This is a genomic window from Nonomuraea sp. NPDC049269, assembly GCF_043197155.1.
Lineage (GTDB): Bacteria > Actinomycetota > Actinomycetes > Streptosporangiales > Streptosporangiaceae > Nonomuraea.
Window position 1 is genome coordinate 226,252 of sequence record NZ_JBICSO010000013.1, and the last position, 20,308, is coordinate 246,559.

At 70.0% G+C, this 20,308-nt stretch carries 18 protein-coding genes; 8 read left to right on the forward strand and 10 right to left on the reverse strand.

Features of this window, described 5'->3' with window-relative positions; all coding sequences use genetic code 11:
- Window positions 1-112: 112 nt before the first annotated feature.
- The 3 genes from ACGFNP_RS55070 to glnA all read right to left on the reverse strand — a co-directional run bounded on the left by ACGFNP_RS55070 (window position 113) and on the right by glnA (window position 2,775).
- Window positions 113-502 (reverse strand): hypothetical protein, encoded by a 390-nt coding sequence (locus tag ACGFNP_RS55070; RefSeq protein WP_393332274.1) that lies wholly within the window; start codon window positions 500-502, stop codon window positions 113-115.
- Between the two features lie 60 nt (window positions 503-562).
- Window positions 563-1,045 carry a hypothetical protein gene (locus ACGFNP_RS55075; RefSeq protein ID WP_393332277.1) on the reverse strand — a complete coding sequence of 161 codons (483 nt, stop codon included), beginning with the start codon at window positions 1,043-1,045 and terminating at the stop codon, window positions 563-565.
- A 368-nt stretch (window positions 1,046-1,413) separates the two neighbouring features.
- Window positions 1,414-2,775 carry a type I glutamate--ammonia ligase gene (gene glnA, locus ACGFNP_RS55080; protein WP_358036185.1) on the reverse strand — a complete coding sequence of 454 codons (1,362 nt, stop codon included), beginning with the start codon at window positions 2,773-2,775 and terminating at the stop codon, window positions 1,414-1,416.
- A gap of 152 nt (window positions 2,776-2,927) precedes the next feature.
- Here glnA and ACGFNP_RS55085 point away from each other — a divergent pair, with 152 nt between their 5' ends.
- Both ACGFNP_RS55085 and ACGFNP_RS55090 read left to right on the forward strand, forming a co-directional pair.
- Window positions 2,928-3,473 (forward strand): hypothetical protein, encoded by a 546-nt coding sequence (locus ACGFNP_RS55085; protein ID WP_358318277.1) that lies wholly within the window; start codon window positions 2,928-2,930, stop codon window positions 3,471-3,473.
- On the forward strand, window positions 3,470-4,450 hold the full coding sequence (locus ACGFNP_RS55090; protein ID WP_358318276.1) for a terpene synthase family protein: 981 nt from the start codon (window positions 3,470-3,472) through the stop codon (window positions 4,448-4,450). The genes ACGFNP_RS55085 and ACGFNP_RS55090 overlap by 4 nt, the downstream gene beginning before the upstream one ends.
- A 26-nt stretch (window positions 4,451-4,476) precedes the next feature.
- Here the strand turns inward: ACGFNP_RS55090 and ACGFNP_RS55095 are convergent, their stop codons facing one another.
- Window positions 4,477-5,448: a DUF5937 family protein gene (locus ACGFNP_RS55095; RefSeq protein ID WP_358318275.1), complete on the reverse strand. Its 972-nt coding sequence runs from the start codon at window positions 5,446-5,448 to the stop codon at window positions 4,477-4,479.
- Window positions 5,449-5,508: 60 nt separating this feature from the next.
- Here ACGFNP_RS55095 and ACGFNP_RS55100 point away from each other — a divergent pair, with 60 nt between their 5' ends.
- The 3 genes from ACGFNP_RS55100 (at window position 5,509) to ACGFNP_RS55110 (ending at window position 9,231) form a co-directional block, all read left to right on the forward strand.
- Window positions 5,509-6,720, forward strand: a complete 1,212-nt coding sequence (locus ACGFNP_RS55100) for an MFS transporter (RefSeq protein WP_358318274.1) — start codon at window positions 5,509-5,511, stop codon at window positions 6,718-6,720.
- A gap of 57 nt (window positions 6,721-6,777) precedes the next feature.
- On the forward strand, window positions 6,778-8,550 hold the full coding sequence (locus ACGFNP_RS55105) for an NAD+ synthase (RefSeq protein WP_393332282.1): 1,773 nt from the start codon (window positions 6,778-6,780) through the stop codon (window positions 8,548-8,550).
- Window positions 8,551-8,640: 90 nt separating this feature from the next.
- Window positions 8,641-9,231 carry a TIGR03086 family metal-binding protein gene (locus ACGFNP_RS55110; RefSeq protein ID WP_393332285.1) on the forward strand — a complete coding sequence of 197 codons (591 nt, stop codon included), beginning with the start codon at window positions 8,641-8,643 and terminating at the stop codon, window positions 9,229-9,231.
- 104 nt (window positions 9,232-9,335) lie between these two features.
- Here ACGFNP_RS55110 and ACGFNP_RS55115 read toward each other — a convergent pair whose 3' ends face one another.
- The 6 genes from ACGFNP_RS55115 to ACGFNP_RS55140 all read right to left on the reverse strand — a co-directional run bounded on the left by ACGFNP_RS55115 (window position 9,336) and on the right by ACGFNP_RS55140 (window position 16,703).
- Window positions 9,336-10,604: a hypothetical protein gene (locus tag ACGFNP_RS55115; RefSeq protein ID WP_393332288.1), complete on the reverse strand. Its 1,269-nt coding sequence runs from the start codon at window positions 10,602-10,604 to the stop codon at window positions 9,336-9,338.
- Entirely contained in the window at window positions 10,601-10,978 is a 378-nt protein-coding gene (locus tag ACGFNP_RS55120) for a hypothetical protein (RefSeq protein WP_393332291.1), read from the reverse strand. Before ACGFNP_RS55120 ends, ACGFNP_RS55115 begins: the two co-directional genes overlap by 4 nt.
- 56 nt (window positions 10,979-11,034) lie before the next feature.
- Window positions 11,035-13,140, reverse strand: a complete 2,106-nt coding sequence (locus tag ACGFNP_RS55125) for a right-handed parallel beta-helix repeat-containing protein (protein WP_393332294.1) — start codon at window positions 13,138-13,140, stop codon at window positions 11,035-11,037.
- 82 nt (window positions 13,141-13,222) lie between these two features.
- Window positions 13,223-13,831, reverse strand: a complete 609-nt coding sequence (locus tag ACGFNP_RS55130) for a TetR/AcrR family transcriptional regulator (RefSeq protein WP_393332296.1) — start codon at window positions 13,829-13,831, stop codon at window positions 13,223-13,225.
- Between the two features lie 7 nt (window positions 13,832-13,838).
- Complete coding sequence (locus ACGFNP_RS55135) at window positions 13,839-15,389, reverse strand: MFS transporter (protein ID WP_358318267.1); 1,551 nt, start codon at window positions 15,387-15,389, stop codon at window positions 13,839-13,841.
- Window positions 15,390-15,479: 90 nt separating this feature from the next.
- Window positions 15,480-16,703 (reverse strand): MFS transporter, encoded by a 1,224-nt coding sequence (locus tag ACGFNP_RS55140; protein ID WP_358318266.1) that lies wholly within the window; start codon window positions 16,701-16,703, stop codon window positions 15,480-15,482.
- Between the two features lie 134 nt (window positions 16,704-16,837).
- Between ACGFNP_RS55140 and panB the strand changes: the two genes are divergently transcribed.
- The 3 genes from panB to ACGFNP_RS55155 all read left to right on the forward strand — a co-directional run bounded on the left by panB (window position 16,838) and on the right by ACGFNP_RS55155 (window position 20,275).
- Window positions 16,838-17,668 (forward strand): 3-methyl-2-oxobutanoate hydroxymethyltransferase, encoded by an 831-nt coding sequence (gene panB / locus ACGFNP_RS55145; protein WP_358318265.1) that lies wholly within the window; start codon window positions 16,838-16,840, stop codon window positions 17,666-17,668.
- A gap of 70 nt (window positions 17,669-17,738) precedes the next feature.
- The gene (locus ACGFNP_RS55150; RefSeq protein ID WP_358318264.1) at window positions 17,739-18,926 is read left to right on the forward strand and encodes an AAA family ATPase; all 1,188 of its coding nucleotides are present in this window, start codon (window positions 17,739-17,741) and stop codon (window positions 18,924-18,926) included.
- 110 nt (window positions 18,927-19,036) lie between these two features.
- Entirely contained in the window at window positions 19,037-20,275 is a 1,239-nt protein-coding gene (locus ACGFNP_RS55155) for a S8 family serine peptidase (RefSeq protein WP_358318263.1), read from the forward strand.
- Window positions 20,276-20,308 lie beyond the last annotated feature (33 nt).

The window sequence follows — 20,308 nt, forward strand, 5'->3', positions numbered from 1 at the left end:
GCTGTCTGGCGTCTGCGTCCCCGCCCCCCCCCCCCCCCCCCGCCGCCGCCCCCCCCCCCCCCCCCCCCCCCCCCCCCCCCCCCCCCCCCCCCCCACCCGAGCTGCGGACGTCTCACGTCTTCTTTCTGCTGCTGGCCCCCCTGGCTGTGGCGGTGGTCGTCCTCGCGGGCTTCGCGCCGCCGGCCTTGGCGTTGACGGTGTACTGATCCAGGACCTTCATGATCTCGGGAGTCAGCGCCTCTGCCAGTGCGGGCGCGAGGGCGTCCGCCAGAGCGGAGGCCAGAACCTGTGCGAGCAGGACCCTTTCGATGGCCGAGGACTTCAGCATCGCGCGCGGCGCTGAAGTAAGGGCCGTTTCGATCAGGGTGGCCATGGAATCCCCGCCGCGGGCCAGAACCTTGGTGGACTGGCTGGCCTCGTTGAGGATGTCGCGAATGACGTCGTCGATCAGCGACTCCACCGGATCATGTCCGGTCGGTCCGGCGGCTTCCTCTGACGCCATGAGTTGCTCCTCTGCGGTCGATGTGATCTGTCTTTCTGCCGGTGATCGGGAGTCGCGCCATTACCGGTTCGCGAGGGCGGCGAGCAGCAGCGGGTGGTCGATACCGCCCTCCTCCTCACCCTCCCCGCGGCGGCGCATCAGCATCGCGAGCAGCAGCGGGTGATTGATACCGCTCTCCTCGCCTCCCCTGCGACGACGCATGAGCATGGCGAGCAGCAGCGGGTGGTCGATACCGCCCTCCTCCTCACCCTCCCTACGGCGGCGCATCAGCATCGCGAGCAGCAGCGGGTGGCTGATACCGCTCTCCTCGCCTCCCCTGCGACGACGCATGAGCGCGGCGAGCAGAAGCGGGTGGTCGATACCCATCTCCTCCTCACCCTCCCCGCGACGACGCATCAGCATCGCGAGCAGCAGCGGGTGTTCGATACCGCTCTCCTCGCCTTGTTCGCGGCGTGCGGCCAGCGCGGCGAGCAGCAGGGCTTCCAGAGGGCGTCCTTCGCCCTCGGTCGTCTCGGTACGCTGAGCCTCTGCGGTAGCGGTCATGGAATGTCCTTTCATGCGCCGATATAGCGCATCAGGTTGGTGTGCGGGATACATCGTCCCGATACCCGAGGCCCATGAAATGTATTCACAAAGAAAGCTTCAAGAAACCCTTGTCCATATAAAGACATGAGCCTTTCGACCCTCACCTACCTGCCATGATTCCGGTCCAATAGATCGCAGCCGGTCGGCAACAAGCCGCCAGAGGCGCAATGATGACCGTCCCTTGCCGCTTTTGCGGTCGACGGCGGGCACCCGAATAGAATTCCCAATAATCATCGAATTCAAGGGCTGCGCATGGGAATTTCTTGATATGCAAAAAGGCGCCCCGCCACTGAGTGGAATCTCAGCGGCAGGGCGCCTTGAACGGGTCAGAGCACGGGCAAGTAGCGGCCCAGTTCGAACTCGGTCACCTGGCGGCGGAACTCGCGCCACTCCGACCGCTTGTTGCGCAGGAAGAAGTCGAAGACGTGCTCGCCCAGCGTCTCGGCCACCAGCTCGCTCCGCTCCATGACCGCGATGGCCTCGTCCAGCGACTGCGGCAGCGGCTGGATGCCCAGGGCGCGGCGCTCGGCGCTGGTGAGGGTCCACACGTTGTCCTCGGCCGCGGCCGGGAGCTCGTAGCCCTCCTCGATGCCCTTCAGGCCGGCCGCGAGGATCAGCGCGAAGGCCAGGTAGGGGTTGCAGGCCGAGTCGAGCGAGCGGAACTCGATGCGCGTCGAGCCGCCCTTGTGCGGCTTGTACATCGGCACCCGCACCAGCGCGGACCGGTTGTTGTGCCCCCAGCAGACGTAGGACGGCGCCTCGCCGCCCTGGCCCGCGATGGCCTCCGCGCCGCCCCAGAGCCGCTTGTAGGAGTTGACCCACTGGTTGGTGATGGCCGTGATCTCGGCGGCGTGCTTGAGCAGCCCGGCGATGAACGAGCGGCCGATCTTGGAGAGCTGGTAGTCGGCGCCGGCCTCGTAGAAGGCGTTGCGGTCGCCCTCGAACAGCGACATGTGGGTGTGCATGCCGGAGCCGGGGTGCTCGGTGAACGGCTTGGGCATGAAGGACGCCCAGATGCCCTGCTCCAGCGCGACCTCCTTCATCACCAGCCGGAAGGTCATGATGTTGTCGGCCGTGGTGAGCGCGTCGGCGTAGCGCAGGTCGATCTCCTGCTGACCGGGCGCGCCCTCGTGGTGGCTGAACTCGACCGAGATGCCCATCGACTCCAGCATCATGATCGCCTGGCGCCTGAAGTCGTGGCCCGAGCTGTGCGGGGTGTGGTCGAAGTAGCCGCCGGAGTCGATCGGCTCCGGGCGCTGGCCCGGCTCGGGCCGGTTCTTCAGCAGGAAGAACTCGATCTCCGGGTGCGTGTAGAAGGTGAAGCCCATGTCGGCGCACTTGGCGAGCGTGCGCTTGAGCACCCAGCGCGGGTCTGCGTGCGACGGCGAGCCGTCCGGCATGAGGATGTCGCAGAAGATGCGGCCCGCCCCCGGCGTCTCACTGCGCCACGGCAGGATCTGGAACGTCGCCGGATCCGGCTTGGCGAGCATGTCGGCCTCGTAGACCCGGGCGAAACCCTCGATGGCCGAGCCGTCGAACCCGATGCCCTCGGCGAAGGCGCCTTCGAGCTCGGCCGGGGCTATGGCCACCGACTTGAGGAAGCCGAGAACGTCGGTGAACCAGAGCCGGATGAACCGGATGTCGCGTTCCTCGAGCGTGCGGAGCACGAACTCCTGCTGGCGGTCCAAAGCATCCCCTAGCGAAGACAGTACTGAGTTCCCTATCAGGATGCCGTGTCCGTGTTTCGCACACGTTACGTGGGGCGTCGGTGCGAGCCTCGCTGACAAAGAGCCCGGCCCGACCTATCGTGATCACGCAGTCAGTCTCGGGGGAGGCATTGGTGGCTATCGACCTGCTCAATCACAAGTTTGATCGGGCTTTCGACCACATCGACGCGGGCGGTGAGGGCGTCATCGAGCGTGAGGACCTGCTGGGGTTGGGTGCACGACTCCTGGTGGGATTCGGCGAGTCCCCAACCTCGGTCACCGGCAGCAGTCTTGTCGACGGCTTCGACGGGATCTGGTCGGCCCTGTCCGGCGCGCTCGGCCGGGACGCCGACTCCCGGATCTCGCGGGAGGAGTTCCGTTCCGGCATGACGGCGGCGTTCGTCGAGGGCGACCACTACGACACGGTGTTCCGGCCCGCCACGGTGGCCGTGGCCGACCTCTGCGACGACGACGGTGACGGGCTGATCGGGCCCCGCGAGTTCCGTACGCTGCTGAGCGCCTTCGGCACCGCCTATGACGACGTGGACGAGGCGTTCGACCGGCTCGACCGGGCCGCCAGGGGCGCGCTGACCGTGGACGAGCTGATCGTGGCCGCCTGGCAGTACTACGTCAGCGACGATCCGAGCGCCGCGGGCAACTGGCTCTTTGGGCCCCTATGAGTACCGATGTGATCACCTCGGTGCGGACGGCGCTGCGGTCCATGCTCCAGTGGAAACCGCTGGCGCCCGGGCCGCGCAGAGGGGCGCCCGCCGCCGCCACGCTGATGGTGCTCACCGAGCGGGTGCCCGCCATGGCGGCGCCGTGCCGCATGCATCCGGCCGTGTACGCGATCGAGGCGGCGGTCATCGACTGGGCGCGGCGAACGGAGCTCCGCGCCGACCCCGGTGCGGGGTTCCACCGCATGGCGGGCCGCGCGTTCGCCGAGTTCGACGCGGCCGCGGCGGCGCTGTTCGCGCAGTGGCTGACCTGGCTGTTCAACCTCGACGACGAGCTCGACGAGGGGCCGGGCCGGTTGGAGGTCTTCCAGGGCCTGCTGGCGGGCGGGGCGGCCCACCCGCTGGAGGCCGCCTTCGCCGACCTGTGGCGGGTGACCAGTGCCCGGATGAGCGACCTGTGGCGGACCAGGTTCGCGGCCAACCTGCGGCGCCAGCACGACGCCTGCCGCATCGAGGCCGAGAACCGCGCCACCGGCCGCATCCCGACCCTGGAGCAGTATCCGGCGCTCCGCAGGGGGACCGTCGGCCCGTACCTCTACGACCTCGTCGAGCCGTGCCTGCGGGTGGAGGTGCCCGCGTGGGTGCACGGCTGCGAGCCGTGGCAGCAGCTCGTCGACGCCTGCATCGACGTCACCGCCTGGTGCAACGACGTGGCGTCCCTGCCCAAGGAGCGTGGCGACGGGCACAATCTCGTCGTGGTCGTGATGCACCAGCTCGGCCTGGACCAGCCGGAGGCCACGGCCTGGGTGCTCGACCGGATCGCCGAGCGCTGCCAGGACATGCACGAGGCCGCCCGGCTCCTGCCGCTCGACACGCTCACGCCCAAGCTGGCGCGCGATGTGAGCAAGGTGGCGTGCGCCTACCTCGCCGCGCCACGCGCCCACCTCGACTGGCTCCTGGAGTCCACCCGCTACACCTGACGCCGACCGGCGGCGACTCCCGAGGGCTACCGGGCGGGCGTGCTCGCGGCCAGGGTGTCGCCCGCCGGCGTGCGGCGGTACACGACCTGCTTGCCGACGCGCATCCCGACCGTCAGCCCGCCGCCGCTGAGCACGCCGAGGTGCTGGCTGACCGCGCCGGGCGTGAGCGCCATGCGCCCGGCCAGCGCCGAGGTCGTGCTGGGCTCGGCCAGCGCGAGCAGGATCCGCGCCCGGCTGCGCCCGATGAGCGCCGCCAGCGCCTCGGGCGCGGGCGGCGGACCCTGCTCCCACAGCGTCCCGACGCCCAGCACCGGATAGACCAGCATCGACTGGTACGGGGCCGACATCACGGCCACCGACGGCCAGTAGAACGCGCTCGGCACCAGCACCAGCCCGTCGCCGTGCAGCCCGCCGTGCGAGCGCCACGGCCGGTTGATGTGCAGCCGCTCCCCCGTCCACACCACCGCCGGATCGAGCCCGGCGAACAGCTCGCGGGCGCCCCCCTGGGCCAGTTGCCGTGACCTGCGCAGCACGTCGCGCTCCAGCAGCCCGTACACGCGGGGCCAGAACTCGGCGAAACACGTCTCCCAGTAGGCCCGCAGCGCGTCGGCCACCCGGGCCACGCCCGCCGCCGGATCGGCCATGAACCGTTCGATCACCGCCGGGTCCGCTCCGCGCACCATGGCCGCCTCGGCGTGGGCCCGCTCCGGCGAGGTGAGCCGTACGCGATCGAGCTCGGCCGCGAAGTCCGGCAGCGGCGTGTCGGGCGGCGGGGTGATGAAGTCCGCCAGATACCCGCTCGGCGGGACCAGGGCCAGCAACTCGGTCATGTCCAGCCCCGCCAGCCGGGGGCGTACACACTTGATCCACGGCAGGTGGATCGACTGCCTGGCCGGGTCCTGCAGCGTACGCAGGCTGGCCACCAGCTCCCACATCGGGGAGAACGCGAACCTGATCCGCGCGACGTCCTCCGGCCGCATCACCCAAGTCACCGGCATACCTTTTAGTGTGCCCTAAATCGTTCGCCCTCACCAAAGGTGCAATATCACTCTTTGTCTGTGACTAGCAGCGTCGTTGAGAAGCCGTCGTTCCTGAAATCCAAGGTGGGCGGGCTGCCCCGGCCGTTCTGGGCCCTGTGGAGCGGCACACTGGTGAACCGCCTGGGCACCATGGTGATGCCGTTCACCGGCGTCTACCTGACGCAGGCCAGAGGCGTGTCGGTGGCGGGCGCGGGGCTCGTGATGGCCGTGTACGGCGCGGGGTCGCTGATCTCGCAGCTGCTCGGCGGGTGGCTGACCGACAGGATCGGACGACGGGCCACACTGTCCGGCGGCATGCTCGCCACCGCGGGCGCGATGCTGGCGCTGGGATACAGCACGTCCCTGGCCGCGATCATCGGCTCGATGTTCGTGCTCGGGCTGGTGATCGACGTCTACCGGCCCGCGTCCAACGCCCTGGTGGCGGACCTGGTCTCGCCGGTGGAGCGGCCCAGGGCGTACGGGCTGCTGTTCTGGGCCATCAACCTCGGCTACGCGGTCGGGATGACGGTGGGCGGGTGGCTGGCCCAGCTCGGGTTCGGCTGGCTGTTCTGGATCGACGCCGTCAGCAGCGTGGTCTTCGCCGTACTGGTCTGGCGGGCGGTCCCCGAGACCCGCGCGCCCGAGAGGACGTCGGCGGGCGGGTTCGGCGTGGTGCTGCGCGACCGGGTGATGGTCGCCTTCACCCTCGTCGTCCTGGGGCAGGCGCTGGTCTACCTGCAGACGGTCACCATGCTGCCGGTCGCGATGGTCAAGCAGGCGGGGCTGTCCACCGGCGAGTTCGGGGCGGCGATGGCGCTGAACGGGGTGCTGATCGTCGTGGTGCAGCCGCTGGTGTCCGACTGGTTCGGCCGTCTGGACGCGGCCAGGACGTTCGCGCTCGGCCTGGCCGTCACGGGGGCCGGGTTCGCGCTCACCGCCTTCGTCACCGACGCGGTCTGGCTGGGCGTCACCATCGCCGTCTGGACGGCGGGCGAGATCGTCACGGCCGGCATCGCGGGCACTCTCGTCGCCGCGCTGGCGCCCGCGCACCTGCGGGGGCGGTACTCGGGGCTGTTCGGGTTCGCGTGGTCGGCCGCCGCGGTGCTCGCGCCGCTGGCCGGCGGGGCGCTGCTGGACGTCGGCCCCAAAGCCCTGTGGTTCACGGTGGGCGGCATCGGGCTGCTGTCGGCGGTGGCCATGCTGGCGCTCGGCCCGGCGATCAGGCGGCGCGCCCTCGAACCGGCCCTGTGACAGAACGCACTTTTCATCACTTGGACGATAAAAACGCCGTCGTACTAGGCTGACCATGTGGCCCAACTGCGCATTGCCTTGGCACAGACAAACCCAACCGTAGGCGACCTCTCCGCCAACGCCGACCGGCTGCTCACGTGGACGCGCGACGCCGCCGAGCGCGGCGCGCACCTGGTCGTCTTCACCGAGATGTTCCTCACCGGCTATCCGGTGGAGGACCTGGTGCTGCGTACGTCCTTCGTGGACGCCAGCATCAGGACGCTGGGGGAGGTCGCGGTCCGGCTGCGGGAAGAGGGGCTGGGCGACCTGCCCGTGGTCGTCGGCTACGTCGACCGGACGGGGCTCGCGCCGCGCGCCGGCCAGCCCAAGGGCGCCTCGCTCGACGCCGCCGCCGTGCTCTACCAGGGCGAGGTGGTCATCCGCACGGCCAAGCACCACCTGCCCAACTACGGCGTGTTCGACGAATACCGCTACTTCGTGCGCGGCGACCGGCTGCCGATCTTCCGGCTGCACGGGGTGGACGTGGCGATCGCGGTCTGCGAGGACCTGTGGCAGGAGGGCGGCCCGGTGGCCGTGGTGGGCCAGGCGGGAGCCGGTCTGCTGGTGGTGCCGAACGCCTCGCCGTACGAGAAGGAGAAAGACGACGTACGCCTGGAGCTGTGCGCGCGCAGGGCGCGTGAGGCCGGGTGCGCGCTCGTCTACGTGAACCAGGTCGGCGGGCAGGACGAGCTGGTCTTCGACGGCGACTCGATCGTGGTGGACGCGGCGGGCGAGCTGGTGGCGCGGGCCGGGCAGTTCCGCGAGGAGCTGCTCGTGGTGGACCTGGACCTCCCTGTCTCCACCGCCGAGACCGGGGCGTTCCCGCACGACGTCGGCGACGGCTCCACGATCACCGTGGACCGCCTGGTGCTGTCGTCCGAACCGGTCGAGCCGCGCGAGCCGCTGCCCGCGCCGGTGGCGGAGCGACTCGACCTGCACGCGGAGGTCTACGCGGCGCTGGTGCTCGCGGTACGCGACTACGTGGCCAAGAACGGCTTCCAGTCGGTGATCCTGGGCCTGTCCGGCGGCATCGACTCGGCGCTGACCGCGACCATCGCCTCCGACGCGATCGGGCCCGAGCGGGTGCACGTGGTGCTGATGCCCTCGCGCTACTCCTCGGACCACTCCCTCGGCGACGCCGAGGACCTCGTGCGCAGGCAGGGCGTCAACGCCCAGGTGGTGCCGATCGCCGACATCGTCGACGCCTTCGAGAAGGAGATCAGCCTGTCCGGGCTGGCCGCCGAGAACCTCCAGGCCCGCGTCCGCGGCATGATCCTCATGGGCCTGTCGAACGAGCACGGCCACCTGGTGCTGACGACCGGTAACAAGAGCGAGCTGGCGACCGGCTACTCCACGCTGTACGGCGACTCGGCGGGCGGCTTCGCGCCGATCAAGGACGTACCGAAGACGATGGTGTGGGAGCTGTCCCGCTGGCGCAACGCCCACGGCGACCCGTCGTTCCGCCTCGACGCCGAGCGGCCCATCCCGGAGAACTCGATCACCAAGGAGCCGAGCGCCGAGCTGCGGCCCGGCCAGCGCGACACCGACTCGCTGCCGCCGTACGAGGTGCTGGACCGGCTGCTCGACGACTATGTCGAGAAGGACCTGGGCTCGCAGGAGCTCATCGCGGCCGGCCACGACCCGGAGCTGGTGGCGCGCATCATCCGGCTGGTCGACCTGGCCGAGTACAAGCGCCGCCAGTACCCGCCCGGCCCGAAGATCACCCCGAAGAACTTCGGCCGGGACCGGCGCCTCCCGATCACCAGCCGGTGGCGCGAGACGACCACCTGACGATGTCGACCGGCACCGGCGTCCGCCACCGAAAGCGTCGGTGCCGTCATCTAACCTGAGGCCCTGCGATTGCTTCAGGAGGTTCGGGCGATGACATCCACCGCCGTCCAGCAGCTCGTCGAGATCTGCGACGCCACCGAGCGGCTGATCGCGGAGGTGCGGGACGAGCAGTGGGCCGCCCCCACCCCGTGCACCGAGTGGAACGTCCGCGACCTGGTCAACCACCTCGTCGTCGGCAACCGCCGGTTCACCGGCGTCCTGCGCGGCGCGGCTCCCCCGAGCAGCGGGCCGCGCCCACCGGTCACCGACGTGCTCGGCGACGATCCCTTGGCCGCCTTCCGTGACTCCAGCCGCGACATGCTCGCGGCGTTCGAGGAGCCCGGCGTGCTGGACAAGAAGATCAGCATGCCGATCGGCACCGTCCCCGGCATCGTGGCGCTCCAGCTGCGCATCGTCGAAGGGCTCGTGCACGGCTGGGATCTCGCTCGCGCGACGGGCCAGACCGTGCGGTTCCCGGACGATCTCGTCGAGCAGGCGTTGGCGTTCACCCGCGACAGGCTCGCGGACGTCCCCCCGGACCGGAGCCCGTTCGGGGCCCCGACACCGGTGCCGGACGACGCTCCGGCGCTCGACCGGCTCGCCGCCTTCCTCGGCCGTCCGGTGACCACCGCCACGGACTAGCTCGGCGGGCCGGCGCCGCAGATCAGCCCGGCGGGCCAGCGCCACGGACCAGCCCGGCGGGCAGGATGCTCGTCAGGCCGGCGGGCCGGATGCTCGTCAGGCCGTCAGGCGAAGAGCAGGGTAAGGCCGCCGATCGTGTAGCAGATCATCAGGACGAACAGCGGGATCTGCCCCGCCACCGCCCGGTCGGGCCGCAGCAGGCGGACCGACCGGTCATGGGCGGCCACCACGCCCGCCACGTGCCCGATCACGATGGCCAGCACCTGGACGGTGGCGATCGTCGCCGGGCTGACGGCGTTCTGGTCCACCGTGGCGTCGAGGCCGAGCGACAGGATGATCGCGCGCTGACCCTCGATGACGAGCAGTGAGAAGTAGTGCGCGATCAGATAGCCGATCGCGATCGGCACCAGCGAGTGGGCGAAGCGCGGCGCCAGGCCCTTGGTCCCGCCGATCAGCCCGGCCAGCCCCAGGCAGACGCCGTACAACACCGCCACCCCGGCGATGGCGGCCAGCAGGCCCAGCGTGCCCAGCCCGGCCCTGCCCAGGGGCCCGGACTGCAGGGCGTTCACCCAGGCGGGTGCCGAGGAGAAGCCGTCGTAGCCGGTGCCGCCGAGCAGCACGCAGACGGTGGCCACCAGGCCGGGGGCCGGTTCGAGCGCGTCGAGGCCGTCGAACGGGTTGCGCAGCACCAGTCGTCCGTCGGCCCGCCTGCCGAGGGGTGACAGGCGGCCGATCAGCGTCGAGTACACCTCGAACGGGTCGCCTCTGGACAACCACGCGTGGCCGTACACCAGGGTTCCGGCCAACTGTGCCGTGCCGTACAGGACGCAGAAGACCAGCAGCGTGGCCGGCGCGGCGGGCTCGGGCGCGACCAGCTCCATCCAGGTGAAGGCGAGCAGGCCGATGGCGGCGGGCCAGTAGCCGAGCCGGAGCGGCAGCGGCCCGCGCGGCCGGTCGGGCAGCAGCCGAAACGGGTTCAGCACCCGCCAGACCGGCCCGAACAGCAGCGAAGCAGGCACCAGGCCCACCCAGAAGAGCACGTACACCAGGTACGGCCCGGCGTTCCCGTCGGCGGGGCCGGCCACGAGCCAGCCCAGCGTGTACGCGACTGCCAGCAGCGTGAGCGCCCGCAACGGCCGGGCGGGCAACCGCAACGGGATCACCCGTCCCGCCCGATCGCCCCGGAACCGGGAGTCCGCCCAGAGCAGGCCGAGCGCCAGAAAGGACACCACAAGCGCCGCGAACGCCCCGGCATAGGCGTAGAAAAGCGGAATCGGCAGATCACTACGGCTCCCAACCCCATGCGCGAGCACGCCGCTCACCGGCGCGAACGCCGACGAAGCCACATTCGCCGGCTGAGCCACGCCTGTCATCGCACCGCCACCTGGGTAAGCACGAGCTTGCTCCGGTGTGTCTCCACCTCGAACACGCCGGTCAGGTCCGCGGTGAACCGCACGGTCACCGGCACGCCGGGCCGCAACTCGGCCTCGATGTCGTAGCCGTGCACATGCACCTCGTCAGCGACGTCGCTGGTCACCGTGATGCTCACCGGCCGCCCCTTGGCCACCTCCAGCCACCCCGACGGCGGGCTCACCTTGCCCCCGGCGATGGTGATCTCCGCGTTCGGCCGCGCGCTGGGCGATCCCGTGGACACTTCGTGGCTGTTGCCGGGAACGTGGTGGGTCTGCGACAGCGGCCCACACCCCGCAACCAGCGCGCAGGCCACCACGACCGCTGCCCGTCTCACGCGCGCCACCACACCCACCGCTCGCCCCACAGGCGCCACCACACCCACCGCTCGCCTCACGCGGGCACCTCGGCCTGGAGCGGTGTCTCATCCACCGTACGGCGGCGCCGGGGCGCGAGGACGACCACCGCGCACAGCACCCAGAACCCGGTGAGCAGCCCACGACTCCAGCCGGGCCCCAACGGGATCCCCGGGATCAGATAGACCACCCGGTCGAACGCGTCCACCCCGGCCAGCAACCCCAGCACGATCGTGAACCAGCCGAAAACCGCCCGCCCCCGCCGCAGCGCCGCGCCGAGACAGAGCCACCAGGCCGCCATGAGCAGCAACGCGAGCGCCGCCAGCAACGTGCTCTCGGCGGCGGCGGCGACCACGTCGAGCGCCAGCCCCACGAACCCGCACAGGCTCCCGGCCACGATCAGCCGCTGCCGGTGCTCACTGCGCGCGGCCACCGCCGGGGCCACCCCGTTGCTCGACGGATCGCCCTTGCGCAGCCGTACGGCCTGACCGGCCCGCCGGCAGAACAGGGCCGCGATCAGCCCGAGCACCACCGAGCCGCCCAGGGCGAGCTGGGTCTCCACCTTGCCGAAGCCACTGGCGCCGAACCAGTCGCAGCCCGCGGGCAGCCGCGCCTGCGCGGCGCTGTAGTCGGCGCACAGGTAGAGCTTGGTGAGCTTCACGGGCTCGGCCAGCCAGCGACTGGAGCCACCGGACAGTTCGGGCGCCTTGGCCGCGCAGACCGGCAGCGTCGCGGGCGAGGACCTGCTCACGTCGGCCTGCCAGCAGTTGCCGGTCCCCTGGCCGTCCCACCAGACGTCCAAAGCGTTGGGCCGCCGTTCGCCTGTGGGGCTCACCCCGAAGACATTGCCCTCGTAGCGGTTGTAGTTGGACGTGTCGGCCTGCTTGGCCAGGTCGTTCTCGCCCCTGATGAACGCGGGGACGCCGAAGAGCCCGAAGGCCGCGCGGTTGTGGCCCCAGATCTGGTTGTTCCGGAAGACGTTGTAGTTGCCGCCGGCGACCAGGACGCCGGTGCCGGGCGGGGCGCCCGTCTGGGAGCAGACCACGCCCTGCTCGTAGCCGCGCTGCGCCGGCGGCTTGGCGCAGGTGCCGTTGCGCGTGTACTCGTAGTAGTCCTTGTTGTTGTCGTGGATCTTGTTCTGCTCGAACTTGGCGTGGTTCTGCGGCAGGCCGGGGTGGCTGGGCCAGAGGCTGTCCATCGTGGCGCCGACCATGTTGTCGTAGAACTCGTTGTCGTGCACCCACATCGAGTCGCCCGCGGTGCCCGAGTAGCCGAGCGCGTTGTCGTGGCTCTTGCACCGGCGGATCTCGATGGCGTAGCGCGGGACCTCGTGCCCTCGGCCGTCGTTGATGTTGGACGCGCTGCCGGGATAGAGGCCGCCGTCGCCGTTGCCGTACGCCTCGCAGTCGGTGTAGAGGCCGTGGTCGCTGGCGAAGGTCAGGAAGCCGTACTCGTCGTTCCAGCGGGTGAGCACCTGGTCGATGACGAAGCCGTCGGTCTCCAGGATGTACAGGGAGTTGAACGTCGTGCGCTGGGCGGTGAGGTTCCTGAAGTAGACGCCGTCGGTGCGGTCGGCGCGGATGGCGTTCAGCTTGCGGTACTGGGCGTCGACGATCACGTCGAGGGGAGACGCTCCGGTGCCCTCGATCTGGAGGTTCTTCTTGCCGAGGATGGCGACCAGGTTCTGGTTGTGCGGGCAGCGTTGCTGCTGTTCGAAGGAGAGGATCTGGTAGCCCCAGGTGGACCAGCGGGCCGGGAGGTGGGCGCAGTCGCCGGTCGGGGCGGCCTGGCTGGGCTCTTCCTGGTAGAGGCCGGGGAGCAGGGCGATGGTCATGCCCGGCCGGTCGACCTTGTCGACGGCCTCCTGCAGATCCCTCACCCCTTTTTGCTGACATTTCGCGAAAAGGGAGAGGTTGCGCTGCTTGAGGGGGTCCGGGAAGGCTGCGATTCTTCGGGCGAAGTCGTCCGCGTCTGTTTTGCAGACCAGCAGATCGGGCTCCGCCCCGCGTAAGACGGGTAAGCTGCCCGAACCGTCGGGCAGCGTGATCGGACGCTCCTCGTGCGCCAGCGCGGGGGCGGCGAGCAGGAGCAACAGGGACGAGCTCAGGGCGACGACGGCGGCGAACCTGCGCATGGGGGGCATGGCCGCGAGGCTAGAACACCACTCATGTTCTGCCTAGGGTCAAGATCGAAATGGCCGGGAGAATCTCCCGGCCATCCGCGTCTCAGCCTTGCGGCCCTATCCCGGTCATGGCCGCGTCGACGATCCGTTCGGCCAGGTCGGCGGGCAGATCGCCGGCGGGTGCCCACTTGGTGTTGTGCATCATGGTCCCGGACAGCATCGCCATCGCCAGGTCGATGTCGAGGTCCGGCCGCAGCTCCCCCGAGACGACGCCCCGCTCCAGCGTGCTGCGCATGGCCTGCTTGCGCGGCTCGACGGCGCGCTTCATGAAGCGCTCCATCAGCCGCGGGTAGCGGTCGGCATCACTCATCGCGATGTTCATCACGCACCGGGAGCGGGACTGGCCCGCCTCGGTGCGCATCACGTCGAGCAGGACGATCAGGTCGTCGCGCACCGACTCTCCGGCCAGCGGCGGCAGCGGCGCCTTGAGCGTGGCCAGCGCGTCGACGACCAGGTCCTCCTTGTTGGACCAGCGCCGGTAGATGGTCGTCTTGCCGACGCCCGCCTTCGACGCGATCGCCTCGATGGTCAGCTCCGACACGCCCATGCCCTCGGCGATCAGGTCGAGCGTCGCCTCGATGATCGCCTTCTCGGCTTTTTCGCTGCGCGGACGGCCCGCCGGACGGGCCGTCGTGGATTCCTGGATGGTCATCGCGGACTCACACTACCGCTGGTTCTTTCTTTTCCGCCTGCTGCACCGGGCGTACCTTGCCCGGCATCCACTTCAGCACCACCAGCACGCCCAGCAGCGCGATCACCGCGGAGACCAGGGCCGTGATGTGCATGCCGTGGAGGAAGGCGTCGTAAGCGGGCTGGAGCAGCGCCTGCCCCCGCTCGCCGAGCGCGTGCGCGGCGCCGACCGTCGCCATGATCGACTCACCGGCGGCGTGCTGGGCGCCGGCCGGGAGACCGGACAGAGCGGGCGCGATCTCGCCCCGGTAGCTGGAGGACAGCACCGAGCCGAGCACGGCCACGCCGAGCGCGCCGGCGATCTGGCGGACGGTGTTGCTCATGGCCGAGCCGACACCGGCCTTCTCCCTGGGCAGCGCCTCCATGATGGCGGTGGTCGCCGGCGGCATGATGTTGGCCATCGCCGCACCCTGCACGAAGAAGATGATCTCGATCATGATGATCGGCGTGCTCTGGTCCAGGAAGGCATAGCTGGTGAGCGCCGCGGTGACCACCAGCATGCTGACGGCGGAGGAGACCTTGGCCCCGAACCGCTGGTTCACCCGCTGGCTGAGCGGCGCGAAGATGAGCTGCGCCGCGGCGAACGGGATCATCAGCGCGCCTGCCTGGATCGGGCTGAAGCCCAGCACGATCTGCATGTAGAAGGTCAGGAAGAACATCCCGCCCATCATCGCGAAGAAGACGATGCCCATCATGCCGATGGCGGAGGAGAACCGGACGTTGCCGAAGTTACGCACGTCGAAGGCGGGGTGGTCGGTACGCCGCTCCCACCAGACGAAGGCCGCCAGCACCGCCACACCGAACAGCGTGGGCACGAGCACCTCGGCGGAGGCCACGGTGGCCAGCTCGCCGCCGCGGATGATGCCGTAGACGATGGAGACCAGGCCGATGATGGACAGCAGCACGCCGATCGGGTCGAGCTTCGACGGCTTGGGGTCACGCGACTCCGGCACGATCGTGCCGATGAGGATCATGCTGACGATCACGATCGGCACGTTGACCAGGAAGACCGAGCCCCACCAGAAGTGCTCGATCAGCAGACCTCCGGTGATCGGGCCGATCGCCACCGCCAAGCCCACGCCACCGGCCCAGACGCCGATGGCCTTGCCACGCTCACTCGGCGGGAAGACGTTGGAGATGATGGCCAAGGTCGCGGGCATGATGGCCGCGCCGCCGATGCCCATCGCCGCCCTGGCCAGGATCAGCTGCATCGGATCTTGGGCGTAGGCACTGGCCAGCGAGGCCAGGCCGAACATCAACATGCCGATGAACAGCATTCGCTTGCGGCCCGTGCGGTCACCGATCACACCGAAGGTGAACAGCAACCCGGCGAACACCAGCGTGTAGGAGTTGATCGCCCACTCCAGCTCGCTCTGCGTCGCGCCCAGACCCAGATTGGGGTCGGCGATGGTCTTCATCGCCACGTTGAGGATCGTGTTGTCGAGCACGACCGCCAGCAGGCTGAACACCAGCACGCCGAGGATGCCCCAGCGGCGTGGATGCCCTGTGTTCGCTTCCATGAAAGCACCTTAATTTCGATACGGACGAGTTTCGCAACGCTACCGTATCGCAAGCTTATTCCGATACGCAACGGTTTCGTTTCGTAAAGGTTAACTCGTGGCGACGACTGTCTCCGTCGGCGCGACCGGCGCGTCGTCAGCCACCGCCGGCTGTGGCCGCCGCCGCCAGAACGGCAGCGCGACCAGGACCATCACCACGCCCGCGAGCCCGGCCACCACGAACGCCCAGGCGGGCCCGTGCGCGTCGATGATCGCCCCGGCGATCGGCGCGGAGATCGCGCCGCCGACCAGCAGGGCGGTGCCGTGGAAGCCCATCGCCTCACCCCTGGCGCCGGCGGGCACCCAGCGGCTGACGGTGTCGACGGTGGAGGACAGTGAGGGGGCGCAGAGCACCCCGGCGGGCAGCAGGGCCAGCATGAGCCACCGCCAGTCGCCACCGGCCAGCGAGGCCAGCGTGGTCAGCAGGCCCATGCCCGCGATGAGGGCCAGGGGCGAGAAGCCGCGCGACAGCCCACCGTACACGAAGCCGCCCAGCAGCGAGTAAACGCACCAGATGCCGACCGCGACCCCGATCCACGCGGTCTGCCCGGTGTGCTCCATGGTGCCGACCAGGGCGAGCTCGGTCGCGGTGAGCACGAACGTGGCCGAGGCCACCGTGCCCAGCAGCGCAACGAAGGCGGGCGTGAGCCACCGCCGCCGCGGCACTTTCGCCGCAGGCGCCCGCAACTCCTCGGCCGACCGGGTCGGCGGATTGAGCACGACCAGCGCCACACCCGAGCCGGTCAGGCCGACCGCGATGATCGTCAGTGTCGGCCCGCTGCCGAGCGTCGTCATCCCGGCCACGGCCAGCGCCGGGCCGACCATGTAGGAGAGCTCGACCAGCATCGAGTCGAGCGAGAAGCCGGCCCTGCGGTGCTCGACGGGCACGATGGCCGCCAGGCACTGCCTGATCACGCTGAACACCGGCAGCGCCAGCAGCCCCGCCACCACCGCCGCCACGACCAGCGCCGCGTAGGGCAGCGCCCACGCGCTCGCCCAGAACGCGGCCTGCGCGCAGGTGGTGACGGTCAGGACCGGCCGCAGACCGTGCTTGTCGACGAACCGGCCGGTCAGCGGCGACCCGATGGCCATGCCGACCGTGCTGGCCATGGTGACCAGCCCCGCCCTTCCGAAGCCGAGCTCCAGGCCGTTGACGACGTGCAACGTCAACGCCATCCCCGTCGCGGTGGTCGGGATGCGGGCGATCAGGCCCACCAGGAGTAACGTCCGCACGCCGGGGAGCCGGAACAGCTGTTTGTAAGGGTCGAGTGCCATGTTTATTGCTTACCTCCAGATCCATTGTGGCAAGCGGCACCGACAGTTCCGCCACCGGTTTGCCGCGCGTGCCATCATCGGAGGAGTCCGGGTACGCCACTGGGGCGACTCGAGACTTCACCGGAGGGTTTGTCATGTCCTCTTCCACCACGCTGTACGGCGGTGCCGCCGGGCGCAGGGTCACCGTCCGCGACCTGATCGCGGCCAAGGAGCGCGGAGAGCGGTGGCCCATGATCACCGCCTACGACGCGATGACCGCCCGGGTGTTCGACCAGGCGGGCATCCCGGTCCTGCTGGTCGGCGACTCGGCGGCCATGGTCGTCTACGGCTACGATTCCACGCTGCCCGTCACGGTCGATGACCTGCTGCCGCTGACGGCCGCCGTCGTCCGCGGGTCCGCGCGCGCCCTCGTGGTCGCCGACCTGCCGTTCGGCTCCTACCAGGGCTCACCCCAGCAGGCACTGGAGTCGGCGGCGCGCTTCATGAAGGAGGCGGGCGCGCACGCGGTCAAGCTGGAGGGCGGCCGCCGCGTCCTGCCGCAGGTCGAGCTGCTGGTCTCGGCGGGCATCCCGGTCATGGCCCACCTCGGCCTCACCCCGCAGTCGGTGAACGTCCTCGGCGGCTACCGCGTCCAGGGCCGCGGGCAGTCGGGCGACGAGCTCATGTCGGACGCCAAGGACCTCGAACGGGCGGGGGCCTTCTCGGTGGTGCTCGAATGCGTGCCCGCCGAGCTGGCCGAACGGGTGACCGCCTCGATCGCCATCCCGACGATCGGCATCGGAGCGGGCCCGGCCACGGACGCGCAGGTGCTGGTCTGGCAGGACCTCATGGGGCTCACCCAGCGCCCGGCCAGGTTCGTCAAGCAGTACGCGGATCTGGCCACGGAGATGGACCGCGCCGTGCGCGCCTACGCGGCAGACGTGGTCTCGGGGGCCTTCCCGGAAGCCGGCCACACGTATGAATGAGTATGGACACATCCCGACATATGGTGAAAACTTTATCAACAGCTTATAGTCGGGCCGACTGAGGTGCGTCATGCCTTTCGTGGGACGAGAGCGCGAACTCCGGCAACTGGCAGACACACTGAGCCGCCCTCCTCTCGTGCTCCTGATCGAGGGCGAGGCGGGTGTCGGCAAGACCCGGCTGCTGCATGAGCTCACCGGCCACCCGATGCTCGTCGGGAGCTGCCATCCCATGCGGTTCCCGTACGGGCCGGTCGTGGAGGCGTTGCGTGACGTCCGCCCCATGCGCGACCTCAACCCGATCACCGGGGCGTTACGCCCGTTCCTGCCGGAGTGCGGCCACCTGCTGCCGCCCACCCCTCCCCCGCTCCAGGACGCGATGGTGGAGCGGCACCGGCTGTTCAGGGCGGTGCTGTCGCTCCTGGGCTCGCTGCGGCCGATCACGCTGGCGGTCGAGGACGTGCACTGGGTCGATCCGGGCACCAGGGAGCTGCTGGCGTTCCTGGCGCGCTGTCTTCCGGACGGGGTCAACCTGGTCGTCACGTACCGCGCGGAGGACCTGAGCCATCCCGTGACCGAGCTGCTCGGGCACCTGCCACCGCGCATCGACCACGCCGAGATCGCGCTCGGCCCGCTCACCGCCGAGGAGACCGCGCTCCTGGTCAAGCACCTGCTGCCGGGCTCGGCCGACCTGTGGCCGCTCACCGGGGGCGTGCCGCGCGCCGTCGAGGAGCTGACCCGCATGCTGGCCGACGGCCAGGAGCCGGGCACGCCGCCCGCGCTGCGCGACGCCGTGCTGGTGAAGCTGGCCGCGCTGCCGCGCGCGGCGCGCCACATCGTGCAGGCGGCCTCCCAGGTCGAGCATCCGGTGTGCGAGGACGTGCTGACGGGCGTCGCGGGCGTACCTCCCGAGCAGGGCGAACGCGGGCTCTCCGAGGCGGTGCGGTGCGGCCTGCTGCGCGAGTGGACACCCGGCAGGTACGGCCTGCGCCAGCCGCTGACCAGGCAGGCCGTCTCCGAGACGATCACCCCGGCGGCAGGTCGCCGGCTACGCCGCAGGATCGCCGGCCCGGCCGAACCCCAGGGCACGCTGTCGCCTCGGGAGGAGGAGGTGGCCAGGCTGGCCGCCGACGGCCTCACCAACAAGGAGATCGCCGAGAGCCTGTTCCTGTCACCGCGCACGGTCGAGGTGCACATCGCCAACGCGCTGCGCAAGCTGGGTCTCACCTCGCGCAGGCAGCTCAGCATCGGGACGACCTAAATCACCCTACGTAGTCGCATTACGTGTGCTCCACGTATGGCCGCGAGCCCGATTCTGTCTCATGTTTCAGTGATCCCCGTCCAATACCCCAGGAAGGGCTCACACCTGTCATGCGACCACGCACCCTGATGCTCGCATCACTCGTCGGCGCGCTGGCTCTGTCGGCCGCGCCCCTCCCCGTCTCGGCCGCGGCGCCGGAGACCAGCACGTACATCGTCCAGCTCAACCCCAACATCCGCGCCGCCACGAGCGCCGCCGAGGAACAGGTCAGCAAGTACGGCGGCCACCTGATCGGCGTCTACGAGTCCGCCTTCAAGGGCTACACCGCCACCCTGACCGCGGAGGCGGCCGAGAAGCTGAGGCAGACCCCGAACGTGCTCACCGTCGAGCCGGACGCCGTCGTCACGGCGTTCGCGCAGACGGTCCCGACGGGCGTCAGGCGGATCTTCGGCCCGTCCAACCCGAACCTGGACATCGACGGCGTGGACGACGTGCAGATCAACACGGACGTGGCCGTCGTGGACACCGGGGTGGACAACACCCATCCCGACCTGAACGTGGTGGCCCGCGCCAACTGCGTGACCGGCGTCTGCGTCAACAACTCGGGCACCGACGACAACGGCCACGGCTCGCATGTCGCGGGCATCATCGGCGCGCGTGACAACACGATCGGCTCCGTCGGCGTGGCCCCGGCCGCCCGCATCCACGGCGTGAAGGTGCTCAACTCGGCCGGCTCGGGCACCCTGGCGGGCATCGCCGCCGGACTCAACTGGGTCGTGGCCCGTGCCTCCACCATCGAGGTCATCAACCTGAGCCTCGGCTGCAACGGATGTACGAGCAGTGCGATCAGCACCGCGATCACGAACGCCACCAACGCCGGCATCGTGGTCGTCGTCGCGGCGGGCAACAACCACTCGAACGCCTCGACGTTCTTCCCGGCCAACCACCCTGACGTGGTCACCGTCTCGGCGCTGACCGACAACGACGGGCTGGCGGGCGGCCTCGGCGGCAGCACGCTGTCGTGCCGCAGCGAGACCGACGCGGACGACACCTCGGCGTTCTACTCGAACTTCGGCTCGACGATCGAGATCACCGCACCCGGCACCTGCATCTACTCGACGTGGATGGGCGGCGGCTACAACACGATCAGCGGCACCTCGATGGCCAGTCCGCACGTGGCGGGCGCGGCGGGCATCCTCACCGCGGGCACCCGCAAGCCGACGACCCGAGCCGGGGCGCTGGCCGTACGGACCAAGCTGATCTCCACCGGCAACTCCGGCTGGACCGACGACTCGGGCGACGGCGTCAAGGAGCCGCTGCTCGACGTACACGACGCGACGCAGTACTAAGCCCTATGTCCGGGTGCCCGGCGTGCCGGGCAC